We start from the raw sequence: 24901 nt of genomic DNA on the forward strand, positions 1-24901 counted from the left end.
TCGCGTAGGCTAGAAGAGTCGCTCTACTGATGCGTCTAAAGCGAGATTCCGGATGGTCACTTAGGCTTATCTGGAATCGCTTTTTTAGATGGTTTTGTAGAGGTCAGAGCCAAACTCGAACCGTCATTCTGAACTGCGAGGAACGAGCGTGAATCAGAATCTACCTTCAGATTGTATTGAGTTTATTCATGGCTTTATGGTCTGCAGCAAGCGGCAAGTAGATTCTTAGTCTCGCTTTGGCTCGCTAGAATGACGTAGCTTTTCTTATCGCGTAGGCTGGAAGAGTCGCGCTGCTGATGCGTCTAAAGCGAGATTCCGGATGGTTACTTAGGTTTGTCTGGAATCGTTTTTTTAGATGGTTTTGTAGAGCTCAGAGCCAAACTCGAACTGTTATTCTGAACCGAGAGGAACGAGCGTGATTCAGAATTTACCCTCAGATTGTATTGAGTTTATTCATGGCTTTATGGTCTGCAGCAAGCGGTAAGTAGATTCTTAGTCTCGCTATGGCTCGCTAGAATGACGCAGCTTTTCTTATCGCGTAGGCTGGAAGAGTCGCTCTACTGATGCGTCTAAAGCGAGATTCCGGATGGTCAAATAGGCTCGTCTGGAATCGCTTTTTTAGATGGTTTTGTAGAGATCAGAGCCAAACTCGAACCGTCATTCTGAACAGCGAGGAACGAGCGTGATTCAGAATCTACTCTCAGATTGTATTGAGTTTATTCATAGCTCTATGGTCTGCAGCAAGCGGCAAGTAGATTCTTAGTCTCGTTAGAATGACGTAGCTTTTCTTATCGCGTAGGCTGAAAGAGTCGCTCTACTGTTACGTCTAAAGCGAAATTCCGGATGGTCACATAGGTTCTTCTGGAATCGCTTTTTTAGATGGTTTTGTAGAGATCAGAGCCAAACTCGAACCGTCATTCTGAACAGCGAGGAACGAGCGTGATTCAGAATCTACTCTCAGATTGTATTGAGTTTATTTATATCTCTATAGGCCTGCAGCAAGCGGTAAGTAGATTCTTAGTCTCGCCTTGGCTCGCTAGAATGACGCTAGTTCTCTTATCGCGTAGGTTGGAAGATTAGCCATACGTTATTCCCGACAGCGATGAAGAATCGCTGTCGGGAACCTCGCCTTTAATCTCTCATTTCTTGCTACTCTAAATGATGCGTGCTACCCACAGTTCCTTCCAAATCTAAAATCGACTGGCGAACGTGGTCTGGAATCGCCGCTTTTACGTTGTTCTTAAAATCAAACATCACACCAGTGGCGGTCGCGATGGTCGCAATCTTACCCCACTTCTTACTCAGCACTTGGTACTCCATTGTGATGCGATCTTCTTGCATGTCGATTACGCGAGAACCGACTAATAGCGTGTCTGGGTAAGTAACAGGCAATTTGTAGCGGCATTGAGTCTCACTCAGTACTGGTCCAATTTGCGAGGTCTGCAGGTCGACCAGCAGGTTAATTTTGTTGAAGTAATCTAAACGTGCGGTCTCGAAGTAGCGAAAATAGACCACGTTATTAACGTGTTGCAGAGCATCCATTTCACCCCATGCGACTTTTATCTCTGTGATAACGGGAAAGTCCTTTAACAGTGTGTCCATTTTTATTGCTCCTTTTTCATCTGCTTTGCCACAAATTGCGACGCGACTTATCACTTTGAGCATTTATTCTAGATGTAATCATTTAATATGTAATAAAATTGTTTTTAAAATGTGAAATGAAATAGTGGTTTGATTATGTAAACCAGAAACTTTACATAATCGAGTTGAAGGCGTAAGTTTAACTAAGAGTAACCAGATAGGAGGTGTCTCATGATTGAACTCAAAGGTTTCAACCTCGCAAGAGTTGAGAAACGCATTGATTGGACAGGTGAGCTGTTCAGTTTGAGAATATCTGGCGCGCCTCTTTCCTTTAAAGCTGGCCAATTCACCAAGCTTGCTTTGCTTGATGATGAAGGTAAGCCGATCAGCCGTGCTTACTCTGTGGTTAATGCGCCAAGCGAGCAATTCGATTGGTTGGAGTTTCTAATAGTAGCCGACCCTCAAGGACAACTTTCTCCACGGCTCCAAAAGCTTAAATCTGGTGATAGCATTTATGTCGGTGCCACCGCACATGGCGATTTAATCCATGATTCTATTCCTAAACAGGCTCATGACCTGTGGCTGCTATCTACAGGTACGGGGATTGGACCGTTTTTATCGCTGCTGGATGATATAAACTTACCGCCTCACAATGAGCGCATTGTGCTGGTTCATGCCGTTCGTTTCGAAAAAGATCTGGTTTATAAATACCTAATTGAACAGCTTCAGCAACGATATGAAGGCAGATTAAAGTATATACCGATAGTCAGCAGGGAAGTGGTTGATGGTAAATTACAAGGCCGAATTCCTGAACTCATCGAATCGGGTTTACTGTCCAACGCCGCTGATGCGCCATTCTCAGCTCAGCGTAGCTTTGTCATGATGTGTGGGAATCCACAAATGATCAAAGATACCGTGCCCGTTTTACAAGAGCTAGGCTTGGAAAAGTATCGCCATCAAACTGGGGGAAATATCATTTACGAACGTTACTGGTAGCGTTTTGTTAAATTGATACGGTTATGCTCAAGATGTAATGATTACTTTTGAGATACGACCGCGATTTAGTATGTTCTTAGTTGAATATTATGTTGGCAATACCTAAACTGCGCTCACCATTGCGCGTCTGTACACTCAGTCATTCTCGCTTAACCAATTACATTGAGGTGACTGAAGTCCATGTATGCTTTTATCGCGAACAAGCAACAGAGAATCATTGCTGGTTTTATCGACCTGCTCTTTACGATGGTGGTAGTGTTAATAATTGCATTGAGTATTAACTCTTTTCTTAACGACTTTCAGCTCTCTTTAGCAGATAACCTCACGCTTGTTCGTGAAACTCAGGCGTTTTACTTGCTTTCTTTACCAACGGTTTTAATGATCAACTGGAATGCATTGAGTCATGGGCAAACCATTGGTATGCGCATGATTGGTATTAAAGTTGTAATGAAAAATGATAGTAAGGCAACGAAAGTTACAGCAGGGTTAAGGCTTGTTATTAGCTACTTGCTGGAGATGCTCATTCCGGGGATCCCGTTGGTAAATTTGGCATTGTTGTTCTTTCATCCGGAGCGACGTTTGTTGCATGACTTGATCGCCAATACTAAAGTTGTCCAAGTTTCCTAATTTTTGATCAAAAAAGCCACGTGAAGTGGCTTTTTTAATATCGATAAAGTTAACCAGATTTACTGTTGATTAACATATTTCTTAAAGCGAGCTTTGGTTTCTGCGTCTGCTTTTTGGTACCAGAAGTGCAGCATCTCTTCAGCTGTCGAATCCGCTTTAACCGCAGTTGCTCTCACTTGCTTCATATCCGCAGGAACCTTTGCAGGAAGCGTGACTGGCTGCATGGTCGCTGCGCCAGCAAAAGCCACGGCTGCTGCACCGCCAGCTTGGTTATAATCTTCGATTTCACGTACGTAATCACGACCGATTTGCATACCCGGTTTGAGCAACTTGTCCTGGTCAACCGCGATTGCGTTGCCTGAATCATCAACCAGTTTCCAATCTAAGTCTTTGATCTTCTCTTCCGCATCACGTAGGTTGCGGTATTCTGGCATTTGTAGAGTGAGTTCGGCATTGGTCGCGTCAAATCGTGTAACGATAACATCGCTTTCAACACTTAAACGGTCATTACCTTGGTTGAAGTAAGGGGCGAAACGAAATACGACTTGGTTAAGGCCATCAGGTAACGTCAGTGTTCTTTCAGAGGCGAAAAAACCACCCGAAAGATCTGCTTTTTCACCGTTAGCCGCCAATACTGAAACGTTGTCAGGAACACTCACGGTTACATCTGCGAATGCCATGCCACTCATTGCGAGAGCAAGCGCACAAGTTAAAGGCTTGATCAATTTCATTGTTTTTATCCTAAGCAAATTAGTGGTCATCGAGAGTGCATCGTTCATTGCCCGATTGCAACTCCCAAGTGTAATAAGTATGAAAATTTAACAAGAACGTCATTTTTATCGCATTTATTACGACGAAACTGTGATCCAAATAGAATCAAACCGCTGAAATGCAGCGGTTTGATATCATAAGTTATAGATTAAATTTCTTTCTAACTTATTGATTTATTAAATGCCAGCACCGTGTCCAGGTTCTGATTGGTCATCAGAAGCGTCTTGTTGTTCTGCCATTTCTTCTTGCTGTTGTGCTTTCTCAATGCTCAACCACCAAACAAATAACTCATACCAAATTGCTAGGATAACGGCACCTAAGAACAGACCAACGATGCCGTAGAAAAGCATACCGCCGATGGCACCGAGCAGAATCACAGGCATTGGCACGTCGACGCCACGTCCCATTAACATTGGTTTGAACAGGTTTTCAGAAAGAGCCGCAACTACGACCCAAACAGTAAACATGGTTGCTGTTGAGGTGTCTTGGGTCATGTACATGAAGCCAATCACAGGTAGCACTGCGAGCAACGCCGGGAGCTGAGCGATACATAAGATCATTAGAAGCAGTGTGAGTAAACCTGCTGCCGGAACGCCAAATACGAAGAAACCAGCACCGATCAACAGTGCTTGAATCGCCGCTACACCGACTACGCCAAGCAGTACGCTTTTAATTGTCGCTGCGATAAGCGTGGTCCAGCTTTTTGCGTTTTCACCAGCGGTACGAATCGCGATGGTTCTTAGGCCTGATGCCGCAGATTCAGAGTACGTCATGAAACCTGCTGCAATAGCAAGTGACAAGATTGAAAGCAGTAAACTTCCCAATACGCCCCCCAGTGTACCCAGTAAAGATGTGAGTCCTGCCTTTATTTGTGGCATAAAGGTTTGAATCGCTTGCTCAAGATTAGTAGCGAATAGGGTCCACACTTCGTAGAGCTTATCACCCACGATAGGCCAATCCGCTACGGAAGGTTTTGGCCCTGGTATTTTCACTTGACCATTTTGTAGTACTTCAAGCGCGTGCGTTGCACCATCCACAATGGAGCCTGATACCATAACAAGTGGCGTGACAAGGAGGGCAATACCAAGTAAAGCAATGGTTGTGGCTGCCAGACCTCTGCGACCACCATATACACGCTGCAATTTTTGGGTAAGCGGCATTAAAGCGACGGCTATAATAGCGCCCCAAATAACCGGAAGTATGAAGGGTTTGATGATGTCGTACGTAAACATCAGCAAGACAAAGATCAAGCCAATGCGTATTGCTGATTCCACCATATTACTGATGAAAAGCTTACTGTCGATTTTTACCGATTGTTTATCCATTTTTGTTTACCTGATGATCAATGTTAGAACTGACGAGACTTGAAACAACAATCGCCATATAAAAAACACCTGTGATGGCCTCTAAATACACCACGACTTGAGCCAGTGGTGTTAGAGGACTAATGTCGCCATAACCGAGCGTGGTTAAGGTAACGAAACTGAAATACGCTGCATTGGAGAAGTTCTGCCCCCAAGAAATCGCTTCCATACCGGTAAAGGCTTCAGGCGAAAACTCAAGCAGAATGAGGTAGGCAATCGCCCACATCAGACCAAGTAGCAAGAAAAGCGCTACCGAGCCAATGACTTTGTTGCTGTTGACATGGCCGGTGAAAAGAATCTGTCTTGCGATGGATTTAAAAGTGCCGAAAAAGAACGCAAAGGTGAGGGCAAGCATCACCACATTCATCTCTCTGATGTCGAAAACGGTCTTGATCACAATCACAAGAACCCAAACACCAAACAGGCTGTAGAGGAAACGAGACCAGGTTTTGTCAAAGCGAAGGCTCGCAAAACAGACGATAAACGTCAGAACCGTGAAAGCCTGAAGTATGTGTTCAATCGTCCCTTCACCTACGACTTGTGCCATCGCACTCCCTAGCAACAAAATCACTAGTGCTAAGGTTAGATAGAAGAAGTTGTTTTCTTCATTAATATTTTTGAGGTTTTTACCAATGACCATGGCTCTTCTCACTTAGTTATTGTTCACTTTCTGCGGATGACTCTTTCATCACCATGATGGACGCAGAAAGCCCGAATCGAAGATCAACATCTTCAGGAAGTTCTTGTAGGGAGATTCGCACCGGAATACGTTGTGCTAAGCGAATCCACTGAAAAACAGGGTTTACGTTTGGAAGAAGGTTGTAGCCGACCGTGCCGTCTTTGGGCGCAATACCCCAACCAATCGAGTCAACCGTCGCGTCAATTGGCGTGTCTGGGTGAGACATCAAAGTGACACGCGCTTGGCTGCCAGGTTCGATTTGCGCAAGTTGGTTTTCACGGAAGAAACCAAATACCCAAAAGCTGTTTTTGTCGATCAGTGCGAGCAGTGGTTGGTTTGCGACCGCTTGCGTACCGTTTCTAATATCGAGGTTAGATACAAAACCATCGACGGTCGCATAAACTTTGGTAAAGCTGAGATTAAGGCGTGCTGATTTTAGTTGCTCTTCTGCAGATTTGATTTGCAGTAGCGATTCTTCGTAAGCGATTTCACGACGAATCAGATCCTTGTGAGAAACCGCGCCGCGGTCTTTCGCGCGAATATCTTTAAGGCGGTCGTATTCGATTTTTTTACCGCGAGAGCTAACAATGGAGCGCTCCAGTGCTACTTCGGCTTGAGACAAAGCAACTTCGTAAGTCGCAGGATCGATTTCAAACAGTAAATCGCCTGTTTTCACTTCTTGGTTGTCTTGCACCGCGACATTTACAATTGGGCCTGATACACGAGGAGCTACTTTGATGACGTTCGCGCGCACTTGGCCGTCGCGTGTCCAAGGGTTATTAAAATACTCTTCAAATTTTTGATAGCCGAGCCAAGCTGCGCCACCAAGAATGACAAGATTGAGTGCGATTACGAATAGTTTTTTCACTTGTTTGGCACCTAAAATTGAATGTAAAAGCTGTCGATGGCCACCACATAACCGACCATGATGGCAATAAACGTCAGAGACGGAAAAGCGATGAAGCGAGACAAACGTGTCTTGTTCAATATCATCACCGTTATCCACGTGGCCGTGACGGCGAGAAAGAGCACGAGTAGCGTAGGAGAAAAGTAAACGTCTCCCCAAGAGAGTTCATGAGGCATTACCGATCCTCCGTTTTGTTTTCATCACTGGTCTCAGCCGGAGTTTCGAGTCGCAAAGGCGGCAATACGCGGTTTTCTTCATTTAAATAACCATCCCAGTCAGTTCGTTCTGTCATTTGCTTGGCAATAGATTCACTGAGGAAGGGTTTGCCTGTTTGGGTTTGCCAGCCTCCACCGAGGGCTTTGTAGAGCGCGACAACTTGGTTCGCAACATTACCTTTGATCGTTGCGTAGCTGTCTTCTGCGCGGGTCATTTTTTCTACCGAGTTAAGCAGACGTTCGAATGAAATTTGTCCGTTTTCGTACTGTGTCATGGATATGTTGAACGCACGAATGGAAGAGTTGACCGATTGCAAGCGTAAATCTTTTTGCTGCAAATACAGGTCATACGCTTCGATTGCATTGGTGACTTCATTAACGGCTTGCAGTACCTTTTTGTTGTAGTTCGTCAGCGTTTCTTGGAAGCGAGCATCTTCGAAACGAATATTATTTTTCACGCGTCCGTATTGAAAAATATTCCAACTGAACGTTGGGCCAACCACCATGGTGAGCGAATCGCTAAAACTGAAACTGCTACCATCGGGAACCGTACTGTCGATACCGATGGAACCGAACAACGAAAAGCTTGGGTACAGAGCGGTTTCTGCCACGCCAATCTGCGCACTTTGCGCGCGAGCTTGCATCTCAGAGACTTGCAAATCCGGACGTCGCATCACTAAGTTAGCATTCACTTGCGTATCCAAAAGCGGTGGACGTGGCACAATGGAACGCTCGTCGGTACCCGATAGCGCCGATTTTCTGCCCGTCGATTTGAACTGGGCTTCGTACTCAGCGATTTGCTTGTGCATCCCATCCGACTGTAGCAGTCGATCTACTTCTTCTGGTAACAGACCCAGTAGCAAAGCCAACACAGTACGTGATTGCTTCATTGCCACTTCGAGGCTCGGTAACGCTGCTTTGGTGGTGTAGAGTTGGTTTTTAGCTTGTTGAACGTCCAATTCTGTAACGTTGCCAGAGTCGAACTGCACCTGAGTAATACGTACGACACGCTCTTGAATCTCTATGTTGCGGCGAGACAGCAAAATACGTTCTTGGAATGTGCGATAGTTGATGTAATTGCGCGCCACTTCGGCGGTTATGGTGACCATGATGTCGTGATACGATGCGATGGATGCGTAGTAACCCGCTTCTGCCGACTCAATACCGCGAGCATACTTGCCCCAAACATCCATTTCCCAAGCAGCATCAAACGACAAAGTGGCGTTATTCACGCCCTGATCATTTACGTAGGCACGCGCTAGGTTTCCTGACACGGTTTGAACTTGTGGGTATTGCAAGCCAGTCGAAATACCAAGCAATGAACGTGCTTGGACAATTCGTAGCCCTGCGGCTTCTAAATCGAGGTTTTGTTTGCTCGCCAACTCAACCAGCTGATTAAGAGTCGAGTCATTAAATTGCTGCCACCATTGTTGTAGCTGTTGCTCTGATTGCTGCGTATCTTTGGCTGCTTTTTGCACCGACCAGTCACTTGGCAGTGGCGCCTGCTTTGGATGAACATAATCTGGTCCTACCGTGGTACACGCACTGAGTCCGAGCAAAGAAAGTATGGCGAGGCTTGGTTTGGTTAGTTTTGGAAGCATCATATCCCCACCTTTAAAAACGCTTCTGTTGTAAGTTCACCCAATCGATATCCTCGTAGGTTTGCTTGCAATGCTTGATTGCTTCGAACACGTTCCGTTTTAAATTCAGCAAGATATAAAAACCGGCTATCTCTGAATAAGCGTAGTCAGATAAATCCAGCTCACTAAAAAAATCTTCCAGTTTATCTTCGAATGTTTGGTAATCTTGACTGTATTGGTCGAATACGGAGTCGAGTTCTTGTGTTGCTTGATGGCTGGCTAAAGCGCCCGCCATCAAAGGAATGATGGAATCGCGGTGCTGTTGGCGAAGCTGAGTAATTAGTGGATTGGTCATCAACTTTTTCTCGGCGGCCATTAAGATGTTGATGTGATTACTGAGTACATCACACGCTTTGCTAAACGCGCCAATCGCTTCTGGCGTGGTTTTATCAAAGTGTTTGTGGTTGATTTTCGAACCCCAGACTTTGAGCTTTTTCGATGAGACATTGAGCGTCACCAAGTGTAAGGCCCGTTTGAGCGGCGTAATAACCGAGCTAGACTGCTGTTGATAGGTAGTGAACAGCTCTCGGGTATGTCGGAAGTAGCGTTCTTTTATGGTCAAAAAGAGGTGTTCTGGTCGTGAGCTAAACGGGAAGTAGTGCGCGAAAATAATCATGAACACCACCATGTAGAACAACAGCATGATCGTCATGAGGATCCCGAAGTGATAAAACATGTTGTTGTCTAAACCAAGAACAAACAAGCCAATCATATAGAAAATCGTCACTGGCCCGTTAAACAGATAAAAGCCGATAAAGGTGTAGATAAAGATGAACAGGCCAAGTTCTAACCCGAGATCCAATTGCGGAAGAATGAAGACGTAAGAAGGTACCGCGAACAAGAAGCCGAAAGTGAACAGCACAAGCAACAAAATTGGGTGCACAGGCACGAACGACAGCAAAGACATAAACATGGTCGAGAAGACCACGAACGAGTAGCCGCCTGGTGGATTGAAATAAATCCAAATCAGTCCTGCAACCCAATAGGTAACAAAGGTTTTGACCGCAGTTTTAAAGTTTTCTGCGTCCCACCATAGAAACTTGCCTTTCGGTTTCGGCAGTGGCACGTCAAAGGAGACATTGTTCGTCACAGAGTCAATACAGCTAATGCTCTCCGCTAAACGCGACAAGTTTTGATGCATCAGTTCCAACAGGTGACCAAGCGTAAGCGCAGAGCCTTTCTCTAGGTGAGCTGCGTCTTCTAGCAACGCTTGGTTGTATTTGACTTTGAATTCCTGAGCACGAAAAGCGGGCTCTTTTTCGTCCCAGACTTGTTGGCAGGTATCAAATAGCGCGTCAATTTCCGCAACGGCTTGATCAAAGTTGCTGATGCTTTCACGGTCTTGCTGGTGGCTAAAGTGGCTGTGCGCCGCAACGGTCAATTGTTGCGTTACCTGCTTGTTCAAATGAACCGCCAAGCGCCACTCTTTCATGTAGGCCGACACGTCACTGCATTCCACACTGACCGTAGCAAAGCGCTGTTCGAGCGCATTTTGGGCGGCAAACATCTGTTCGATGAGAGTGTCCACGCTAGGTTGTGGCTCTTCAGCTTCTGGATTTTCTTCTCCGCCTTCTTGAGGAGAGATTTGCCCTGCCGATTTTTGCTCGAAATTTTGCAAGATAGCGGTGAACAACGCGCGTTGTGCTTGGTTGAGTTGTTCGATGAGCTGTCTTAGGTTTTGTTCTGTTTTGGTCGGGAATAAGAAAGTCCCCACGAGTGTGTAAACCACCACCCCAAACACCGTCATATAGGCGCGGTCAACGCCATAAAGAAACGCACCTTCTGCGTCACCGCCATTGGACATCATCAGTGTCATCACACCGGTCAGCATGAGTAGCGTAGGATCTTTTTGATAGGCATTACGGAAGTAAAAAATGAAAGAGACCACAACCGACACGCTCAGCATGTACAGCAAGCGATCTTGAGCAAACAACCCCACCAGTAACAAGCCAACCACGGCACCAACCAATGTACCTAACACGCGTAAGGTACCTTTGGCGAGGGATTCACGACGACTGCCTGTGGATGCAATCAGCATCACTGTGGTTGCGGCCGTCGATGCTTGCGGCCAACCCATGGCAAACGGGATCAGATAAGCCAGAGTTAGGCTAAGCGATACTTTAATAGCGAATTTTATTTTGTCGTTCATAGTGTCAAAGTTTGCTCAGGCTTATCGTTATAAGTTGATGAATTTCTTATATGAATAATCAGAATCTTGTTCTGAATAAATTCGGGGGGCGGAATATAGCGGGTGAAAAAGTGTGCTTTGTAAACCCTTTGTCAAAACAAAAAGTGCGTATTTGGCTTGATCTCGTGCTAGCCCTTGGCGTTATTGGTGAAACGCCTAAAACGAGCAAATTCGCGATCTGTGATGATTCTCACTTTTGAAACAAAATCGCTGCATTGTGTGAGCCAATTCTCACCTTATATTCTTCGCCTGGTACCAAAGCAGACCACTTGTACCATCTGCAATGAGCTTTAATGCTTTAAAAAGCATAGATGATGAATGGGTACTTGAGAGGGAAAGTTATTACTTTTTATCGGCTTGCCGATTGTTCGTTTGTTTTTTTGGATCGAGATAAAAAAACCAAAGCGATCCCACCAAGAATGATGCCGCTGGTTAAAAGAATATGCAGTGAAAGAGGCTCGTGGAGTACGATGCTGCCGAGTAGCAAAGCAATGGCTGGCACGGAAAGTTGGCTGGCGGCGGCTTGAAGCAAAGAGAGCTTAAGTACGACTTGGTACCAAAGCGTATAACCAAGGCCAGAGGCAATGGCACCAGATGCGATAGCGAGCAACACTCCGCTCAAAGAAAGGTGGATTGAGGACAGCATCAATGGTGATAGGAGTATGCCAATTATAGATGCAGCGATGAATCCCCACGTGATGCCACTACTTGGAGAAGGCGCTTGTTTGCCGAGCGCAGTAAACGCAGCCCAGCAAACGCCAGAAATCAACATGAGAAGTGCAGAACTGATATCGGGGCGAGTGGCAGATGGCAACATTAACCAAACAAAGCCAACAATCGAAAGGCCGATACCGATGATTTCGAGAAACTGAAAGCGCTCACCTTGCCACCAATAGATTGCCAGTAACGTCAGTTGCACGGCACCAAACAAAAGCAAAGCACCGGTTCCTGTCGCCAGTTGTAAGTACGCGAAAGAGAAAAGGGCAGCGTAACCAAATAACGCCACGCCAGCAAAAAAGCGAAAGCGAGAAGTTGGCCGATCGGTTTTCCACTGGCCTCTCACGACAAGCATTGCGATTAAGGTAATCGCGCCAGATATCAATCGAACGAGCGTGAAGCTTCCTGCATCAATTAACCCTTCTGCCAAGGCAATTCGACACAATAATGAATTGGCAGCGAACGCCAGCATTGCAATGGCAGTGAGTAAAAAGGTCGACATCCTTGATCCTTAGCGTGTAAATGAACAGCTAGTGTAGATCCAAAAGAACATTTTTATTAGTTGATAAAGTGATTAGTTATAGCTATCAGAGCAAGAAAGTCATTAAAAATAACCAGAGAAAACCTGACCTTAGCCTGAGTCTTACTGTGGTTGGGAAGGTTGTTTGTACAATGACTTAATGGTGTTTTTCAACCATAGCAATTTGGGATTGTACGCATTGCGTTTATGCCAAATCATGGTAAATGGAATCAGTAACTTGTCTTGTTGAGCTTGGTCTAATGGAATTGGCAAGCACACCAAATCGAGATGCAGCTTTTCTGTGTAACTTTTGCAATAGTGCGGCGCGGTGGTGATCATGTCATGCGTCGGCTGCGCTGCCATAAAAAGAGATTGCTCAAAGTTGGACATCGTCAGCCCGATAGAGCGCTGTAGCCCTAGTTCCGTTAATACTTCATCCAACGCCCAAGTTTCACTTTTTTCCCAAACAATATTGATGTGTTGGTAGCTCAGAAAGGTCTCGAGATTCCACTCTTGCTGTAATGCCGGATGATCTTTATGTAAATACACCATCGGCAGGTCATAAAATAGAATCTCAAAATCCAAGAAATAAGGCAGAAGATCCAACGACTCTTTCGATCTCGGGTGACTCTCTCGGCCGGTAAAACCGATATCCGCCTCTCCTCGAATGATGGCGTCGAGTGAATCGTAATCCCAGTTACTGGTTTTTACTTTCGCTTCAGGGTATCGCTGGTGGATAGCGACGATGAGTCTGTCCAGCACTGTGAGCACTAATGGCGACTCAATCGTGATATCAAAACGCACTCCTTTAGGCGTAATATCGCTGCGTTTTTCTGCAATCTGGCTGCCAATTTGCAGCCATTCTGCAAGATCTTGCTCCATGCTTTGTGCCAAAGGCGTTGGCGCAAGACCTTTAGGTGTTTTGACAAACAAAGGATCATCGAACCAATGACGAAGTTTGTTGAGCGACTTACTTACGGTAGAGGGCGTAACGTTCAGCTTTTTCGAGGCTTTCGAGACGCTTTGCTCTTGCAGCAATAATTGCAGAGTGAACAGTAAGTTTAAATCAAGTCGCGCTAGGGATTTCTTCATAATGGGTATCGTGAACAGGCTTTGGAATCAATAGTATTAGAGCAAGGCTGATTACGCTACCTAACAATAAGATAAACACCAACATATTCAGTGCACTAACGCCGATGAAACCCATAAACCAAATATAGAACGCTGAACTACAAACTTGAGCAATGCCCAGTAACGAGCTAGCCACGCCAGCTTGTTGAGAGAATGGGCTGAGCGCTTGGCTCATGGCCACGCCAAAGCCACAAGCGAAGCCTGCGCAAATCAGCCCAAGTCCGAACACATAGTAAAAAGGTTGTCCATCATGGAAATGGGCTGCACTGAGCACGATGGCTGAACAAACGAGCAATACTTGAGAGCTCATCATTAAGGTTCGCTGCTTGAAAATCCCCAATGCCAATGGCGCCGAGAACGAAATCAACATACTGATCGTCGCAGTCTCCGCCATGATGGAAGAATAGCCACCGCGATCAAAACCAAGCATACTCATCACAACAATTGGTGAAGCGTTAACAAAGGTCAGGATGGTGGTCACTCCCAGTGCAGTAATGATCAGCCTACTGATAAAAAATCGCTCGAAGAAAGTCTCTTGATGGCTCTCTGGCGTTGTCTGTTCTTCACCTTGTTGGCTGGGTAGTGATTCCTTGAGAACAAAAATGGCCAATACACTGACGAGAATGCCCATTCCTGCCATCGTGGTAAACAAACTCGGCCAAGGAAATTTCAGCATAATCAAGTGACCAATCACGGGTGCGATCACTGGAATGATACAGGTGATGCCATTGAGCATCGACAATACTTTCGCGCGGCGTTCATCGTCTAACGTGTCGCGTAAAATCGCGAACGCGACGACATAGCAAGATCCAGCACCGATGCCTTGGCAAAAGCGAGCAATCAAGAAAGCGTTTGGTTGCTCAGCCATTCCGCCGAGAAAAGACGCGAGCACGAAGATCATCGCGCCGCCGACGGCAACAGGCTTTCGTCCCACAGAGTCTGCAATTTTCCCCGCGAATAACATCGTCGTAGCCATGCCAGCTAAATAGATCGAAAACGCAATATGCAACTGAGATTCACTGGCGTTGAGATCTGACGCAATTTGAGGCAAACGAACAAGATACAAATCAATGGCAGTAGGGTAGAGTAAGACGAGTGCAAAACTGCAAAGTAAAAAACGGGACATGGAAACCTCTCTATCGAATGGCGAGGATAATAGAGTGCTAAACGTTTGCCTGCGAGTGGGAAATACGACACTAGGTATTTCTATTTACGACATACCCTGTATGAATTGAGCATAAAAACAACAAGGAAGATTATGATTACTATTGAAAAGTATTCGCCTGAGCGACATGAACAAACTTGCGAACTTAGCGTTCTAGAAGAGCAATCGCAGTTTACGGTCGCGGATGTGGGTGAAATGCTTACACGTCTTGAACCCACAGAGCTTCCGCATCTGATTTTGGCAGACGATGACGTGGTTGGCTTTTTTCTATTTGATGCTGCTTACAGCGAGAAATACGATTTTTGCCCGAAAAACAGTTTAGGCGTACGTGCTTTGCTGGTGGATCACCGTCATCAAGGCAAAGGCATCGCCAAGCAAGCCATTCAACAGTTTGCCGATTTCGCCAAACGCCATTATCCCGAGTTTGATGCGCTTTATCTCACTGTTAATTGCCGCAACATACCCGCTTATCAGTGCTATTTAAAAGCAGGGTTTGAAGATACCAATGAGCTTTACCACGGCGGCCCCGTTGGACCGCAACACATTATGAGACAGCCGCTTTAGCTAGGAAAAACCAAGGATGGAAAGATGAGGATTGAAATCGACAATTTAGAACGGTCGCAAGTGATAGCGCTGTTGGAAGGACATTTACAGGACATGTACGCCACGTCACCACGCAGAAAGCGTGCATGCGTTAGATTTAGATAAGCTCAAAGCGCCAGAAGTGACGTTTTGGACCGGATGGAAAGGTGAGCAACTGCTTGGGTGTGCGGCGATTAAAGAGTTGGATGACCAACACGCGGAGCTGAAATCCATGCGCACCACGCCTACGGCAAGAAACCAAGGTGTGGCATCTCAATTATTGATTCATGTGATTGAGCAAGCGAAGCAAAAAGGTTTGCAGCGCTTGAGTTTAGAAACGGGCTCGATGGAGTTTTTTAAACCAGCGCGCCTGTTGTATGAAAAGCATGGCTTTGTGTACTGCGAGCCGTTCGGGGATTACGAACTCGATCCGAACAGTCAATTCATGACCCTAGAACTGAGTTAGGGCCATGAATTTTTAGAAGCTAAATCCAATCGATTTAGAAATTCAGATTCAAGTTGATGGTTGGCGACAAGAGGCTTGAACGCTCGTCAGCCAATCGCTTTCTCTTCTCTTTCAGTCTCTTGGCATTATCTTTGTCTGGATTGCCATCAAGCTGATTATCGATGACCGAGATTTCAGTATCGATTTGTTGGATGCGTTGCTGGCGTTGATATTCTTGATGACCTAACTGGTAGTTCTCAATAAACTCTTTGCTGCTGCATACACCGTAATATTCTTTGCCTTCGATACCGACAGTGTACCCATTGTCTGGTTAGCAATATTGGATAGTGCCTTTATCAAAGCCTTCTTTCCATTTCGCTCGGTCGGGTGTCACACCCGCTTCACCACAGTCTTCGGTATAGCTATTGATAATGTTTGGATCGTTGCCGTCTCGGCCATCTTGATAACCTACGTTGTACCAGTTCGCCGTTTTGCACTCATCCGGAGACATGCTGGCGCAACCTGAGAGCAAAGTCAGTAAAGCCAGGGGGATTAGCGCTCTTTTCATCAGTGACTGTCCTTTAAATAAAATCGAATTGATAACTTGAGTTTAAAATGAACACTGTTCATATCAATGGTTGAAATCATTGTATTCACAATTGTGGTGACTCATTAATCTAAGTGATAAATTTATTATGCTGAATAGAAGTGTGTTTGATTAGTATTATCCACGAACTGCGCCTTTGCTGCATCAATCCACTAGCCTTGGCCCCAAATTAAGTGATAATACCAACATAAAGATAAACACCGTCAATGAGGCTAAGACATTGAGCGAACAACCCACCGTCCTTATTATCGAGGATGAATCTGCTATCGCAGAGAACCTGATTCATGTATTAGAGATGGATGGCTACCACGCAGAGTGGTTTGCAACAGCAGGAGAGGGCTTAGCTTTTTTGCAGCACAACTCCGCAGCGTTACTTGTCTTAGACGTAGGCTTACCGGATGGCAATGGCTTTGAATTATGCAAAACCATCCGTGAGTTTTCTGATATTCCCATAATCTTTCTCACCGCAAGAAGCGATGAAATTGACCGCGTAGTCGGTTTGGAAATTGGCGCGGATGATTACGTGACTAAGCCATTTAGCCCGCGCGAAGTGTTGGCTCGCATTAAACTTCGAATCAAAGCTAAAGCGCCAATGATGGAGGACAAACCAGAGCCTGTAGCTGTTCCAGAACAACCTCATTTGAACCATGATTTAGTTGCGCAGAACTTCGACTACGGTGTTGGCGGGCAAATGCTTGGGCTGACCGCGGTGGAGTTCAAGATCCTCGATAAACTGATTTCTGTCTCTTCCAATGTATTGAGTCGAGAGCAACTTATGATCGCGGCAGACATGGCGCCAGAGGCTGCATATGAGCGTAATATCGATACCCATATCAAAGCCATTCGCAATAAGTTGAAGCCGTTTGAGATGTCTGAACGCATCTGTACCAAACGTGGCTTTGGTTACTTTTACTGCATTAAAGGTGAATGATGAATCGCTGGCCGAAGATCCCGCTTGGACTCAGACTGTTTTTTCTCTACTTCATCTTAGTCGGGATGACGGCTTACATGGTGAGCAAAACGGTTGTCCAAGAACTTAAGCCAACCGTGCGCCAAACTACCGAAGAGACGCTAGTGGATATGGCGAACTTACTCGCGGTATTGGCGGAAGAAGACGTCGCGAATGACAAGTTGTCTGAGAGTCGCTTCTCCAAACTATTAACGGCTTATGGACAGCGAGAGCCTCAAGCGCGCATTTGGGAAATCGTTAAAAAAGCGATTAACCATCGAATTTACATTACCGATAAACAAGGCATTGTGATTGCGGATTCTTGGCAGCAAGACGTAGGCAAAGACTACTCGCAATGGAACGATGTGTATCTCACGTTGCGTGGTCAATACGGCGCGCGCAGTACCATCGAAGACCCGAAAGATCCACTCTCAACCGTTATGCATGTTGCTGCGCCCATTTACCACAAAGGTGAAATCATTGGCAGCGTGACGGTGGCAAAATCCAATCGCTCAGTACAACCCTTCATCGACATTTCTAAACGCAATGTGCTGTTTTGGATGGTGTGGATGAGTGGTTTAGTGCGCCTGGCAGGGGCATTGTTTGCTTGGCGAATTCACTCGGCACTGAACAAGCTAGAAGACTACGCGACTAAAATGGGTGAGGGTGAAAAGGTCTCTAAGCCGACATTTCGTATCTTTTATGAGTACGGCACGCTAAGTGATGCATTAGAGAAAATGCGCAATCAGCTCGATGGTAAGCAGTATGTGGAAGAGTATGTACAGACGCTGACTCATGAGCTGAAAAGCCCGTTATCAGCGATTAAAGGCGCGAGTGAAATATTGCAAATGCCGTTGCCTGAAGAAAAGGTCGCGCGCTTTGCTGGTAACATCGAGCGAGAAAGCGATCGTATGCAGTCATTGATTGATAAGTTGCTAGAACTTGCTCGTCTTGAAAAGCGCCCTGAGCTAGAGCAAGTCGAAGCTATCTCGCTAGAACAAATGGTCAATGAAGTGGTTGAGTCGGCGGATGCGCGTTTGAGTGCTAAGTCGGTCACTGCCAAAATCCAAATTGATGACCATCTCTCCGTACTTGGTGATGCCTTCTTACTGAAACAAGCCGTTTTTAACCTGATGGACAATGCGCTGGATTTTGTTCATTCAGAGGGATGCATTGAATGGAAAACTGAGGTCACGAAAGAAAAGGTGTGCCTGTCGATTTTCAATTCAGGTCCTCACATTCCCGACTATGCAATGCCTCGTTTAACCGAGCGCTTCTACTCCCTCGCTCGGGAAAATGGTGTTAAGAGCACTGGGCTCGGGCTTAATTTTGTTGAGCAAGTGATCAAGCTGCACAAAGGTCAGTTGCAAGTCGAAAACGTCGATGCTGGCGTGAAAGTGACCCTGATTTTACCAACTCCATAGAAACTCCACATTAGCTCCATTCGTTCTCCAAATTGCTGATTTAGATTACTCCCATCAGCAAATGGAGAATGAAACATGAAAAAGATCCTCAATAACCAACTCGGCACGAAGTTCGCCTTCGTGCTGTTTTTGTTTGTCTTACTGCAAATCCCGCTTTCAATGGTCAGAGGGCTGATCTCAGAACGCTCATATCGCCAAGATGAAGTCAGAAACGACATCGCACGCAGCAGCAGCGGCGAACAGCGCATCATTGGTCCATTCATCATGGTTAATTACACCGAAACCAGTTACCGAGATGACAAAGTACAGATTAAAGAGCGTCGTAAATTTCTTTTACCTAGCACTTTTGATATGAGCGCGAATCTGGACAGTTTTGAAAAGTACCGAGGCATTTACCGCGCGCGTTTATACAAAGCACAAGTGGCACTGAAAGGCACTTTTGATGCAGACGAACTCGCGGCGTTGCAGGGGCTTGATATTGACAACATGAGCCTAGTCGTTGGCATTGAAGACAGCCGTGGATTGATTCGTTTGGATGACATGACCATGGCGAGCTCTGAAATCGAAGTCGCACCGGGAACGGGGTTAGATCCGTTACCACAAGGCTTCCACAGTGCTCTGACACTCGCAGACCTAAACCCAGCACAACCTTTGGCATTCGATCTTAACTTCTTGTTGCAAGGGATGGGGCAGCTTCAAGTCACACCAATCGGCAGTCAAACAACGGTTGAACTCTCTTCAACTTGGGCGCATCCAAGCTTTATTGGTGATTATTTACCAGTGTCATCAGAAGTATCTGAAGATGGATTTAAAGCACAGTGAGCGAGCAATAACTTCTCTACCAATATCGCGCAGCTGTTCCAAAGCTGTTTGTCGTCGAATCACGCTTGTCACGAGCTTGAACAGCGACAAATGGGCGTAGATTTGATTGATCCCGTGGACCACTATTTGAAGTCTCACCGAGCCGTGAACTATTCACTATTGGTTATCACATTAGTATTTGCGAGTTTCTTCTTGCTGGAGCTGTTCCAGGCGCGTCCGGTTCACCCAGTACAATACGGTTTTATTGGTCTGGCTTTAGCGCTTTTCTATCTGTTGCTGATTTCGATGAGTGAACACCTCGGCTTCAACTGGGCATATGTGGTGTCGGCAGTTGCATCGACCGGGCTTTTAAGTGTGTACGTGAGCGGTATGTTGAGCAACACCAAACACGGCGCGATGTTCGGAGCGTGTTTGCTCACTCTCTACGGATTGCTATTTGGCTTGCTACAAGCAGAGAGCTACGCATTGGTCATGGGTACATTACTGTGTTTTGCGATTTTGAGCTTCACTATGGTCATTACACGTAATGTCGACTGGTACGCACGAAATAAGAAAGCAGAAGAAAGCGCAAAGGCGAATCATGAAGATGTTTAAACGAGCAATTCTCACTGGTCAGCCAAGCGAAATGATGGAAGAGACGTCCGCTATCCACCTGCAATTTTCTGCAAAAAATGGACTCAAAAGCTTGGTGTGTTTTATCGCATTGGTCGTTATCGCGCTCTATGTTCGAGACAGCTTTATTCGTCCGACAGTTGGTGATGTTCTCGTTGTGGTTTGGCTCTACTACTTTCTTGCAAGCTTGTTCTCCATGCCCGTTAACTGGCTGGTTTCACTGGTGGTGTTGATTGCGTTTGCTGTTGAGTTAGGGCAATTGTTACAGGTCGCGGTTTGGCTTGGTATCGAATCTTCATCGCCTCTGGCTGTGATTTTGGGCGCCACATTTGATTGGAAAGATCTGCTGGCTTACTGCATCGGGGGTCTACTGTGTTGGTGGATGGAAAAGAAATGAAAACCGAGATGAAAGCCATTGCGCTACCAAACCGACTCCGCCATTCCAAACGAGGTATTCGTAAAAGGATCAAAATCAGTTTACTAAAGCGCGTGTACCTTTGGTCACTGACCAATAGAGAACTACTGTAGCGCTACTTCTCTATCTGAAATACAAAAGGGAATCTTAACTCACCGGCGCACAGGGTGAGTTAAGATTCCCTTTATTGTTAACTATGAAGTCTAGCTGCTATTTTTAATTAGCTTTCAAATGAAAGCTTCTCGCCGAACGTCTCTTTCCAGTCTTTATCGAACTGTTCAACCGCCGGTTTTACTGCTGGATGTGCGAACATTTGTGCCGCCACATCAGTTGGCAATGTAATGGCTTCGATGCCCAGTTTCATCACCTCCATCGCTTGTTGAGTATTCTTGAAACTGGCTGCCAAAATCTTCGCTGGTAGTTGGTTTTGATCGAGCAACAATTGAAGATCCGCGACCACTTCAACACCGTTGCCGTTCATCGTATCAATGCGGTTTACGTAAGGTGCTAGGTAGTCTGCACCGCACAGTGCTGCAAGGAAACCTTGTTGAGCTGAATAGATAGCGGTAGCAAGAACCTGAATTCCCTCTTTTTTCATTAGCTTAATTGCAGCTAAGCCTGTTTCTGTTGCTGGCACTTTTACCACCATGTCGTAAGGCAATTCATTCAATTGGCGTGCTTCTGCCACCATGCCTTCGACGGTTGAACTCACTACTTGAGCGTGAAAGCGAGGTGTCCCGCCAAGTGCTTCTTGCATGCCTGCTAGGGTTTCATTCAGTCCCTGTTTTGACTTCGCCAAAATGCTTGGGTTTGTCGTCACGCCTTTTAGCGGTAGGCATTGGTTAAAGCGTTTTACTTCTGCCACATCAGCAGTATCTAAATAAAGTTCGATCATGGTTTCTACCTTAAACAAAATCTTCGTTTTGATGATGGGATCACTATAGATCTGACAATCGAACGAGATCTTGATTTTGATCAATTGAAATTTCATTTGAAACTATAATAATTTCATTAAATGAAAGCTGAGTGAAACTTGTAAACGCTCAAATGAAGCTTTCAGTTCGAACAAAGAAAAACCGCTCATAAGACTTAACCAGTAAGAAAGAAACGAATTAGGTACACAGCGGTAGCACAGACCAAGAGGCAAGCAGAGATGTATTTCAATATCCAACGATTCTCTACCCATGATGGCGATGGCATTCGTTCCATTCTTTTTCTTAAAGGATGCAGCTTGTCTTGCCCTTGGTGTCAAAACCCAGAAAGCCGCAGCGAAAAGCATTCACTGTTGTTTGATCAGCGAAGCTGCATGGAAGATTGCCAGCTGTGCGTTTCTGCTTATCAAGCTACAACTCAAACCACGGCGGGTAGTGAAACGGTGAGCGATGGTATTCAACGTATCGACAACCAGATCATCATTAATCGCAAAGCCATCAAAGAAGACCAACTGATCGCGCTGCGAGACGTCTGTCCTACGCAAGCACTGACTGTCTGCGGTGAAGAGGCAAAATCAGACATGCTGTTCGACACCTTAATGAAAGACAAACCTTTCTATGACCAAAGCCAAGGTGGTGTGACCTTCTCCGGTGGTGAGCCACTCATGCAAGCGGATTTGGTGGCAGAACTCGCACAGCGTCTGCATGACAACCAAGTCTCTACCGCTATTGAATCGTGCATGCATGTGCCGTGGAAGAACGTCGAAAAAGCCGCGCCGCATATTGATTGCTGGTTGGCGGATTTAAAACACACCGACGAAGAAAAGTTTCTTAGCTGGGCGAAAGGTTCACTAAAACGCATCAAAGACAATTTCCGAAAACTGGCACCTATCGCGAAACGCATTGTGATTCGCGTTCCCGTTGTGCCGGGGTTCAATGACACCATCGAAGAGTTGAAAGACATCATCGATTTTGCGGCTTCACTAGAAAGCTGCCAAGAACTTCACTTGCTGCCGTACCACACGCTCGGCATCAATAAATACCGTTTGCTCGATATGCCTTACGAGTGTTCTGATAAGCCATTAAACAAACCAGAACTGCTAGAAAGCGCCATGCAATACGCAAGCGAAAACACCCAACTTAACGTGATTGTAAGAGGTTAACTATGGACCTGAATTACCTTCCTGAGCGTATCAAAGCGCACAAATCGGCACTGGTAAATATCGTAACGCCACCTGTCTGTACCGAGCGTGCAGAGGCATACACTCGTGCTTATCAAGCGAACGAAGACAAACCTGTAATTGTCCAACGTGCGCTAGCACTGCAAGAGCACTTACGCACTCGTACGATTTGGATTAAGCACGATGAGTTAATCGTCGGTAACCAAGCGAGCAAAGTGCGCGCTGCGCCTATTTTCCCAGAATACACTGTACGTTGGATTGAAGCAGAAATTGATGAGCTAGCTGACCGTCCTGGTGCAGGCTTTGCGGTTACTGAAGAAGATAAGCAAAGCATTCACAGCATCACACCGTATTGGCGCGGCAAAACCGTACAAGACCGTTGTTATGGCTTGTTCACTGATGAGCAGCAAGAAATCTTAGCCAGCACCATCATTAAAGCCGAAGGCAACATGACTTCGGGTGACGCACACCTAGCGGTGGATAACGAGAAAATCTTGAAGCTAGGCATGAACGGCTTGTTAGAGGATGTTCGTCAGCACCGTGCTAACAATGATGTTTCGACCTTTGAAGGCTTGAAGAAAGAGCAGTTCTACAAATCGGTCGAAATTGTACTGCTTGCCATTCAAGACCACATGGTGAGCTACGCTGAATTGGCGGCAAAAATGGCGTTAGAAGAGACGCGCCCGCTGCGCAAAGCTGAGTTAGAAAGCATTGCGGCAAACTGTCGTCATGTCGCGAGTGATGCGCCGGAAAACTTCTGGCAAGCACTGCAATTGAGCTACTTCGTTCAATTGATGCTACAAATCGAATCGAACGGTCACTCGGTTTCTTTCGGTCGTATGGACCAATTCCTCAACGAATTTTATGTTCGCGATATCGAAAACGGCACAATTGAGAAAGACTTCGCGTTAGAACTTTTACAGAGCTGCTGGTTGAAACTGCTTGAAGTGAACAAGATTCGCTCTGGTGCGCACTCGAAAGCCTCCGCAGGTTCTCCGCTGTATCAAAACGTGTGTATCGGCGGTCAGAAGTTGAATGAAAAGGGTGAGCCTGAAGACGCAGTGAATCCCCTTTCTTGGGCGATTCTGGAGTCTTGTGGTCAGTTACGTTCGACGCAACCTAACTTGAGTGTGCGTTACCACGAAGGTTTGAACCAAGAGTTCTTAATGGGTTGTATCGAAGTGATTAAGTGCGGCTTCGGCATGCCTGCGTTCAACAACGATGAGATTGTTATTCCTGAATTCATCAAGCTCGGCGTAGAGAAAGAGGACGCTTACAACTACGCATCTATCGGTTGTATCGAGACGGCGGTTCCGGGCAAATGGGGTTACCGTTGTACGGGCATGAGCTTCATTAACTTCGCCCGTATTCTGCTCGCTTCATTGAACGAAGGTGTGGACGCGACAACAGGTAAAGTTTTCTTGCCACACGATAAGTCATTAGCAAAAGGCAACTTTGAGAACTTTGAGCAAGTGACCGCTTCTTGGGCAGAGCAAATCCGCTACTACACCCGTAAATCGATTGAGATTGATACAGTAGTCGACAGCGTACTTGAACAGCAAGCTCAAGACATTTTCTGTTCAACGCTGGTGGATGACTGTTTGGCTCGCGGTAAAACCGTGAAAGAAGGTGGCGCGAAATACGATTGGGTATCTGGTTTGCAAGTCGGTATCGCAAACTTGGGTAACAGCCTAGCCGCCATCAAGCACCTTGTTTTCGATGACGCGCAAATCACTCAGCCAGAGCTGGCAAAAGCATTGGCAGAAGATTTCGACGGCATGGAGAACGAACAGCTTCGCCAACGTCTTATCAACTTTGCACCAAAATACGGTAACGATGATGACGCGGTAGACCAACTGCTCGCAGACGCGTACCAAGTGTACATTGATGAGCTAGAGCAGTTCGTTAATACGCGTCATGGGCGTGGTCCTATTGGTGGCGGTTACTACGCAGGTACATCAAGTATCTCGGCAAACGTCCCATTCGGTGCTTCCACCATGGCAACGCCAGATGGTCGTAAAGCGAAAACGCCATTGGCAGAAGGTGCAAGCCCGTCATCTGGCTCAGACCGTTTAGGTCCAACGGCTGTGTACAACTCGGTCGGTAAGATCCAAGCGAATAAGATCCTTGGTGGCGTGCTGCTTAACCAGAAGTTAAGCCCGGCAGCGGTTGAGTCTGAAGGTGATAAGCTCAAGCTCTCTATGTTGATTCGCACCTTTTTCAACCACCACAAAGGTTGGCACGTGCAATACAACATCGTCTCTCGTGAGACCTTGCTAGCTGCGAAGAAGAACCCGGAGCAATATCGTGATCTTGTTGTGCGAGTTGCAGGCTACTCAGCCTTCTTCACCGCGCTATCACCAGATGCGCAAGACGACATCATCGCACGTACCGAGCACGAGCTGTAAGTACACTCACTAAGTAATACGAA

20 protein-coding genes and 3 pseudogenes are annotated in these 24901 nt (G+C 46.1%); 10 read left to right on the forward strand and 13 right to left on the reverse strand.

Annotated features, from left to right (window positions below; translation table 11 throughout):
• Positions 1-1149 precede the first annotated feature (1149 nt).
• Complete coding sequence (locus R7E78_RS02920) at positions 1150-1602, reverse strand: acyl-CoA thioesterase (RefSeq protein ID WP_005374933.1); 453 nt, start codon at positions 1600-1602, stop codon at positions 1150-1152.
• Positions 1603-1812: 210 nt separating this feature from the next.
• Between R7E78_RS02920 and R7E78_RS02925 the strand changes: the two genes are divergently transcribed.
• Positions 1813-2577 carry a ferredoxin--NADP reductase gene (locus R7E78_RS02925; RefSeq protein WP_005374935.1) on the forward strand — a complete coding sequence of 255 codons (765 nt, stop codon included), beginning with the start codon at positions 1813-1815 and terminating at the stop codon, positions 2575-2577.
• A 180-nt stretch (positions 2578-2757) separates the two neighbouring features.
• Positions 2758-3204: an RDD family protein gene (locus tag R7E78_RS02930; protein WP_318057625.1), complete on the forward strand. Its 447-nt coding sequence runs from the start codon at positions 2758-2760 to the stop codon at positions 3202-3204.
• A gap of 59 nt (positions 3205-3263) precedes the next feature.
• On the opposite strand, the gene R7E78_RS02935 is transcribed toward R7E78_RS02930, so the two are convergent.
• The 10 genes from R7E78_RS02935 to R7E78_RS02980 form a co-directional block, all read right to left on the reverse strand.
• Positions 3264-3935 carry a DUF2057 domain-containing protein gene (locus R7E78_RS02935; protein ID WP_017634411.1) on the reverse strand — a complete coding sequence of 224 codons (672 nt, stop codon included), beginning with the start codon at positions 3933-3935 and terminating at the stop codon, positions 3264-3266.
• Between the two features lie 216 nt (positions 3936-4151).
• Entirely contained in the window at positions 4152-5300 is a 1149-nt protein-coding gene (locus R7E78_RS02940) for an AI-2E family transporter (RefSeq protein ID WP_005386936.1), read from the reverse strand.
• Positions 5293-5979 carry a potassium channel family protein gene (locus R7E78_RS02945; RefSeq protein ID WP_017634413.1) on the reverse strand — a complete coding sequence of 229 codons (687 nt, stop codon included), beginning with the start codon at positions 5977-5979 and terminating at the stop codon, positions 5293-5295. Before R7E78_RS02945 ends, R7E78_RS02940 begins: the two co-directional genes overlap by 8 nt.
• Before the next feature lie 16 nt (positions 5980-5995).
• Positions 5996-6886, reverse strand: a complete 891-nt coding sequence (locus tag R7E78_RS02950; RefSeq protein ID WP_025768613.1) for an HlyD family secretion protein — start codon at positions 6884-6886, stop codon at positions 5996-5998.
• Positions 6887-6897: 11 nt separating this feature from the next.
• Complete coding sequence (locus R7E78_RS02955; protein WP_005374946.1) at positions 6898-7101, reverse strand: DUF1656 domain-containing protein; 204 nt, start codon at positions 7099-7101, stop codon at positions 6898-6900.
• On the reverse strand, positions 7101-8744 hold the full coding sequence (locus R7E78_RS02960) for a TolC family protein (RefSeq protein WP_149192488.1): 1644 nt from the start codon (positions 8742-8744) through the stop codon (positions 7101-7103). Before R7E78_RS02960 ends, R7E78_RS02955 begins: the two co-directional genes overlap by 1 nt.
• A 10-nt stretch (positions 8745-8754) precedes the next feature.
• Positions 8755-10929, reverse strand: a complete 2175-nt coding sequence (locus R7E78_RS02965) for an FUSC family protein (RefSeq protein ID WP_170893951.1) — start codon at positions 10927-10929, stop codon at positions 8755-8757.
• Positions 10930-11317: 388 nt separating this feature from the next.
• A complete protein-coding gene (locus R7E78_RS02970) occupies positions 11318-12187 on the reverse strand; it encodes a DMT family transporter (protein ID WP_047102389.1) in 870 nt (289 codons plus the stop codon).
• A gap of 141 nt (positions 12188-12328) precedes the next feature.
• Entirely contained in the window at positions 12329-13297 is a 969-nt protein-coding gene (gene yidZ, locus R7E78_RS02975) for an HTH-type transcriptional regulator YidZ (RefSeq protein ID WP_005374957.1), read from the reverse strand.
• The gene (locus tag R7E78_RS02980) at positions 13272-14462 is read right to left on the reverse strand and encodes an MFS transporter (RefSeq protein ID WP_318057626.1); all 1191 of its coding nucleotides are present in this window, start codon (positions 14460-14462) and stop codon (positions 13272-13274) included. Before R7E78_RS02980 ends, yidZ begins: the two co-directional genes overlap by 26 nt.
• A 132-nt stretch (positions 14463-14594) precedes the next feature.
• Between R7E78_RS02980 and R7E78_RS02985 the strand changes: the two genes are divergently transcribed.
• Together R7E78_RS02985 and R7E78_RS02990 are read left to right on the forward strand one after the other, a co-directional pair.
• Positions 14595-15065 carry a GNAT family N-acetyltransferase gene (locus tag R7E78_RS02985; protein WP_158173246.1) on the forward strand — a complete coding sequence of 157 codons (471 nt, stop codon included), beginning with the start codon at positions 14595-14597 and terminating at the stop codon, positions 15063-15065.
• 24 nt (positions 15066-15089) lie between these two features.
• Positions 15090-15549: pseudogene (locus R7E78_RS02990) on the forward strand (GNAT family N-acetyltransferase).
• A gap of 34 nt (positions 15550-15583) precedes the next feature.
• Here the strand turns inward: R7E78_RS02990 and R7E78_RS02995 are convergent.
• Positions 15584-16096, reverse strand: a pseudogene (locus R7E78_RS02995) (DUF2799 domain-containing protein).
• A 259-nt stretch (positions 16097-16355) separates the two neighbouring features.
• Here R7E78_RS02995 and R7E78_RS03000 point away from each other — a divergent pair.
• From R7E78_RS03000 to R7E78_RS03015, 4 genes and pseudogenes are all read left to right on the forward strand, one after another.
• Positions 16356-17066, forward strand: a complete 711-nt coding sequence (locus tag R7E78_RS03000) for a response regulator (RefSeq protein WP_158173245.1) — start codon at positions 16356-16358, stop codon at positions 17064-17066.
• The gene (creC, locus tag R7E78_RS03005; protein WP_318057629.1) at positions 17066-18508 is read left to right on the forward strand and encodes a two-component system sensor histidine kinase CreC; all 1443 of its coding nucleotides are present in this window, start codon (positions 17066-17068) and stop codon (positions 18506-18508) included. The genes R7E78_RS03000 and creC overlap by 1 nt, the downstream gene beginning before the upstream one ends.
• 75 nt (positions 18509-18583) lie before the next feature.
• Positions 18584-19924 (forward strand): annotated as a pseudogene (gene creD / locus R7E78_RS03010) (cell envelope integrity protein CreD).
• On the forward strand, positions 19911-20339 hold the full coding sequence (locus tag R7E78_RS03015; RefSeq protein ID WP_158173243.1) for a DUF2809 domain-containing protein: 429 nt from the start codon (positions 19911-19913) through the stop codon (positions 20337-20339). Before creD ends, R7E78_RS03015 begins: the two are co-directional and overlap by 14 nt.
• Before the next feature lie 238 nt (positions 20340-20577).
• Here the strand turns inward: R7E78_RS03015 and R7E78_RS03020 are convergent, their stop codons facing one another.
• Positions 20578-21252: a fructose-6-phosphate aldolase gene (locus R7E78_RS03020; RefSeq protein WP_053304029.1), complete on the reverse strand. Its 675-nt coding sequence runs from the start codon at positions 21250-21252 to the stop codon at positions 20578-20580.
• A gap of 258 nt (positions 21253-21510) precedes the next feature.
• Between R7E78_RS03020 and R7E78_RS03025 the strand changes: the two genes are divergently transcribed.
• Both R7E78_RS03025 and R7E78_RS03030 read left to right on the forward strand, forming a co-directional pair.
• Positions 21511-22452: a glycyl-radical enzyme activating protein gene (locus tag R7E78_RS03025; RefSeq protein ID WP_158173242.1), complete on the forward strand. Its 942-nt coding sequence runs from the start codon at positions 21511-21513 to the stop codon at positions 22450-22452.
• A gap of 2 nt (positions 22453-22454) precedes the next feature.
• Positions 22455-24878, forward strand: a complete 2424-nt coding sequence (locus R7E78_RS03030; protein ID WP_318057627.1) for a formate C-acetyltransferase/glycerol dehydratase family glycyl radical enzyme — start codon at positions 22455-22457, stop codon at positions 24876-24878.
• Positions 24879-24901: the final 23 nt, after the last annotated feature.

The sequence above is a fragment of the Vibrio sp. YT-19(2023) genome (assembly GCF_033337395.1).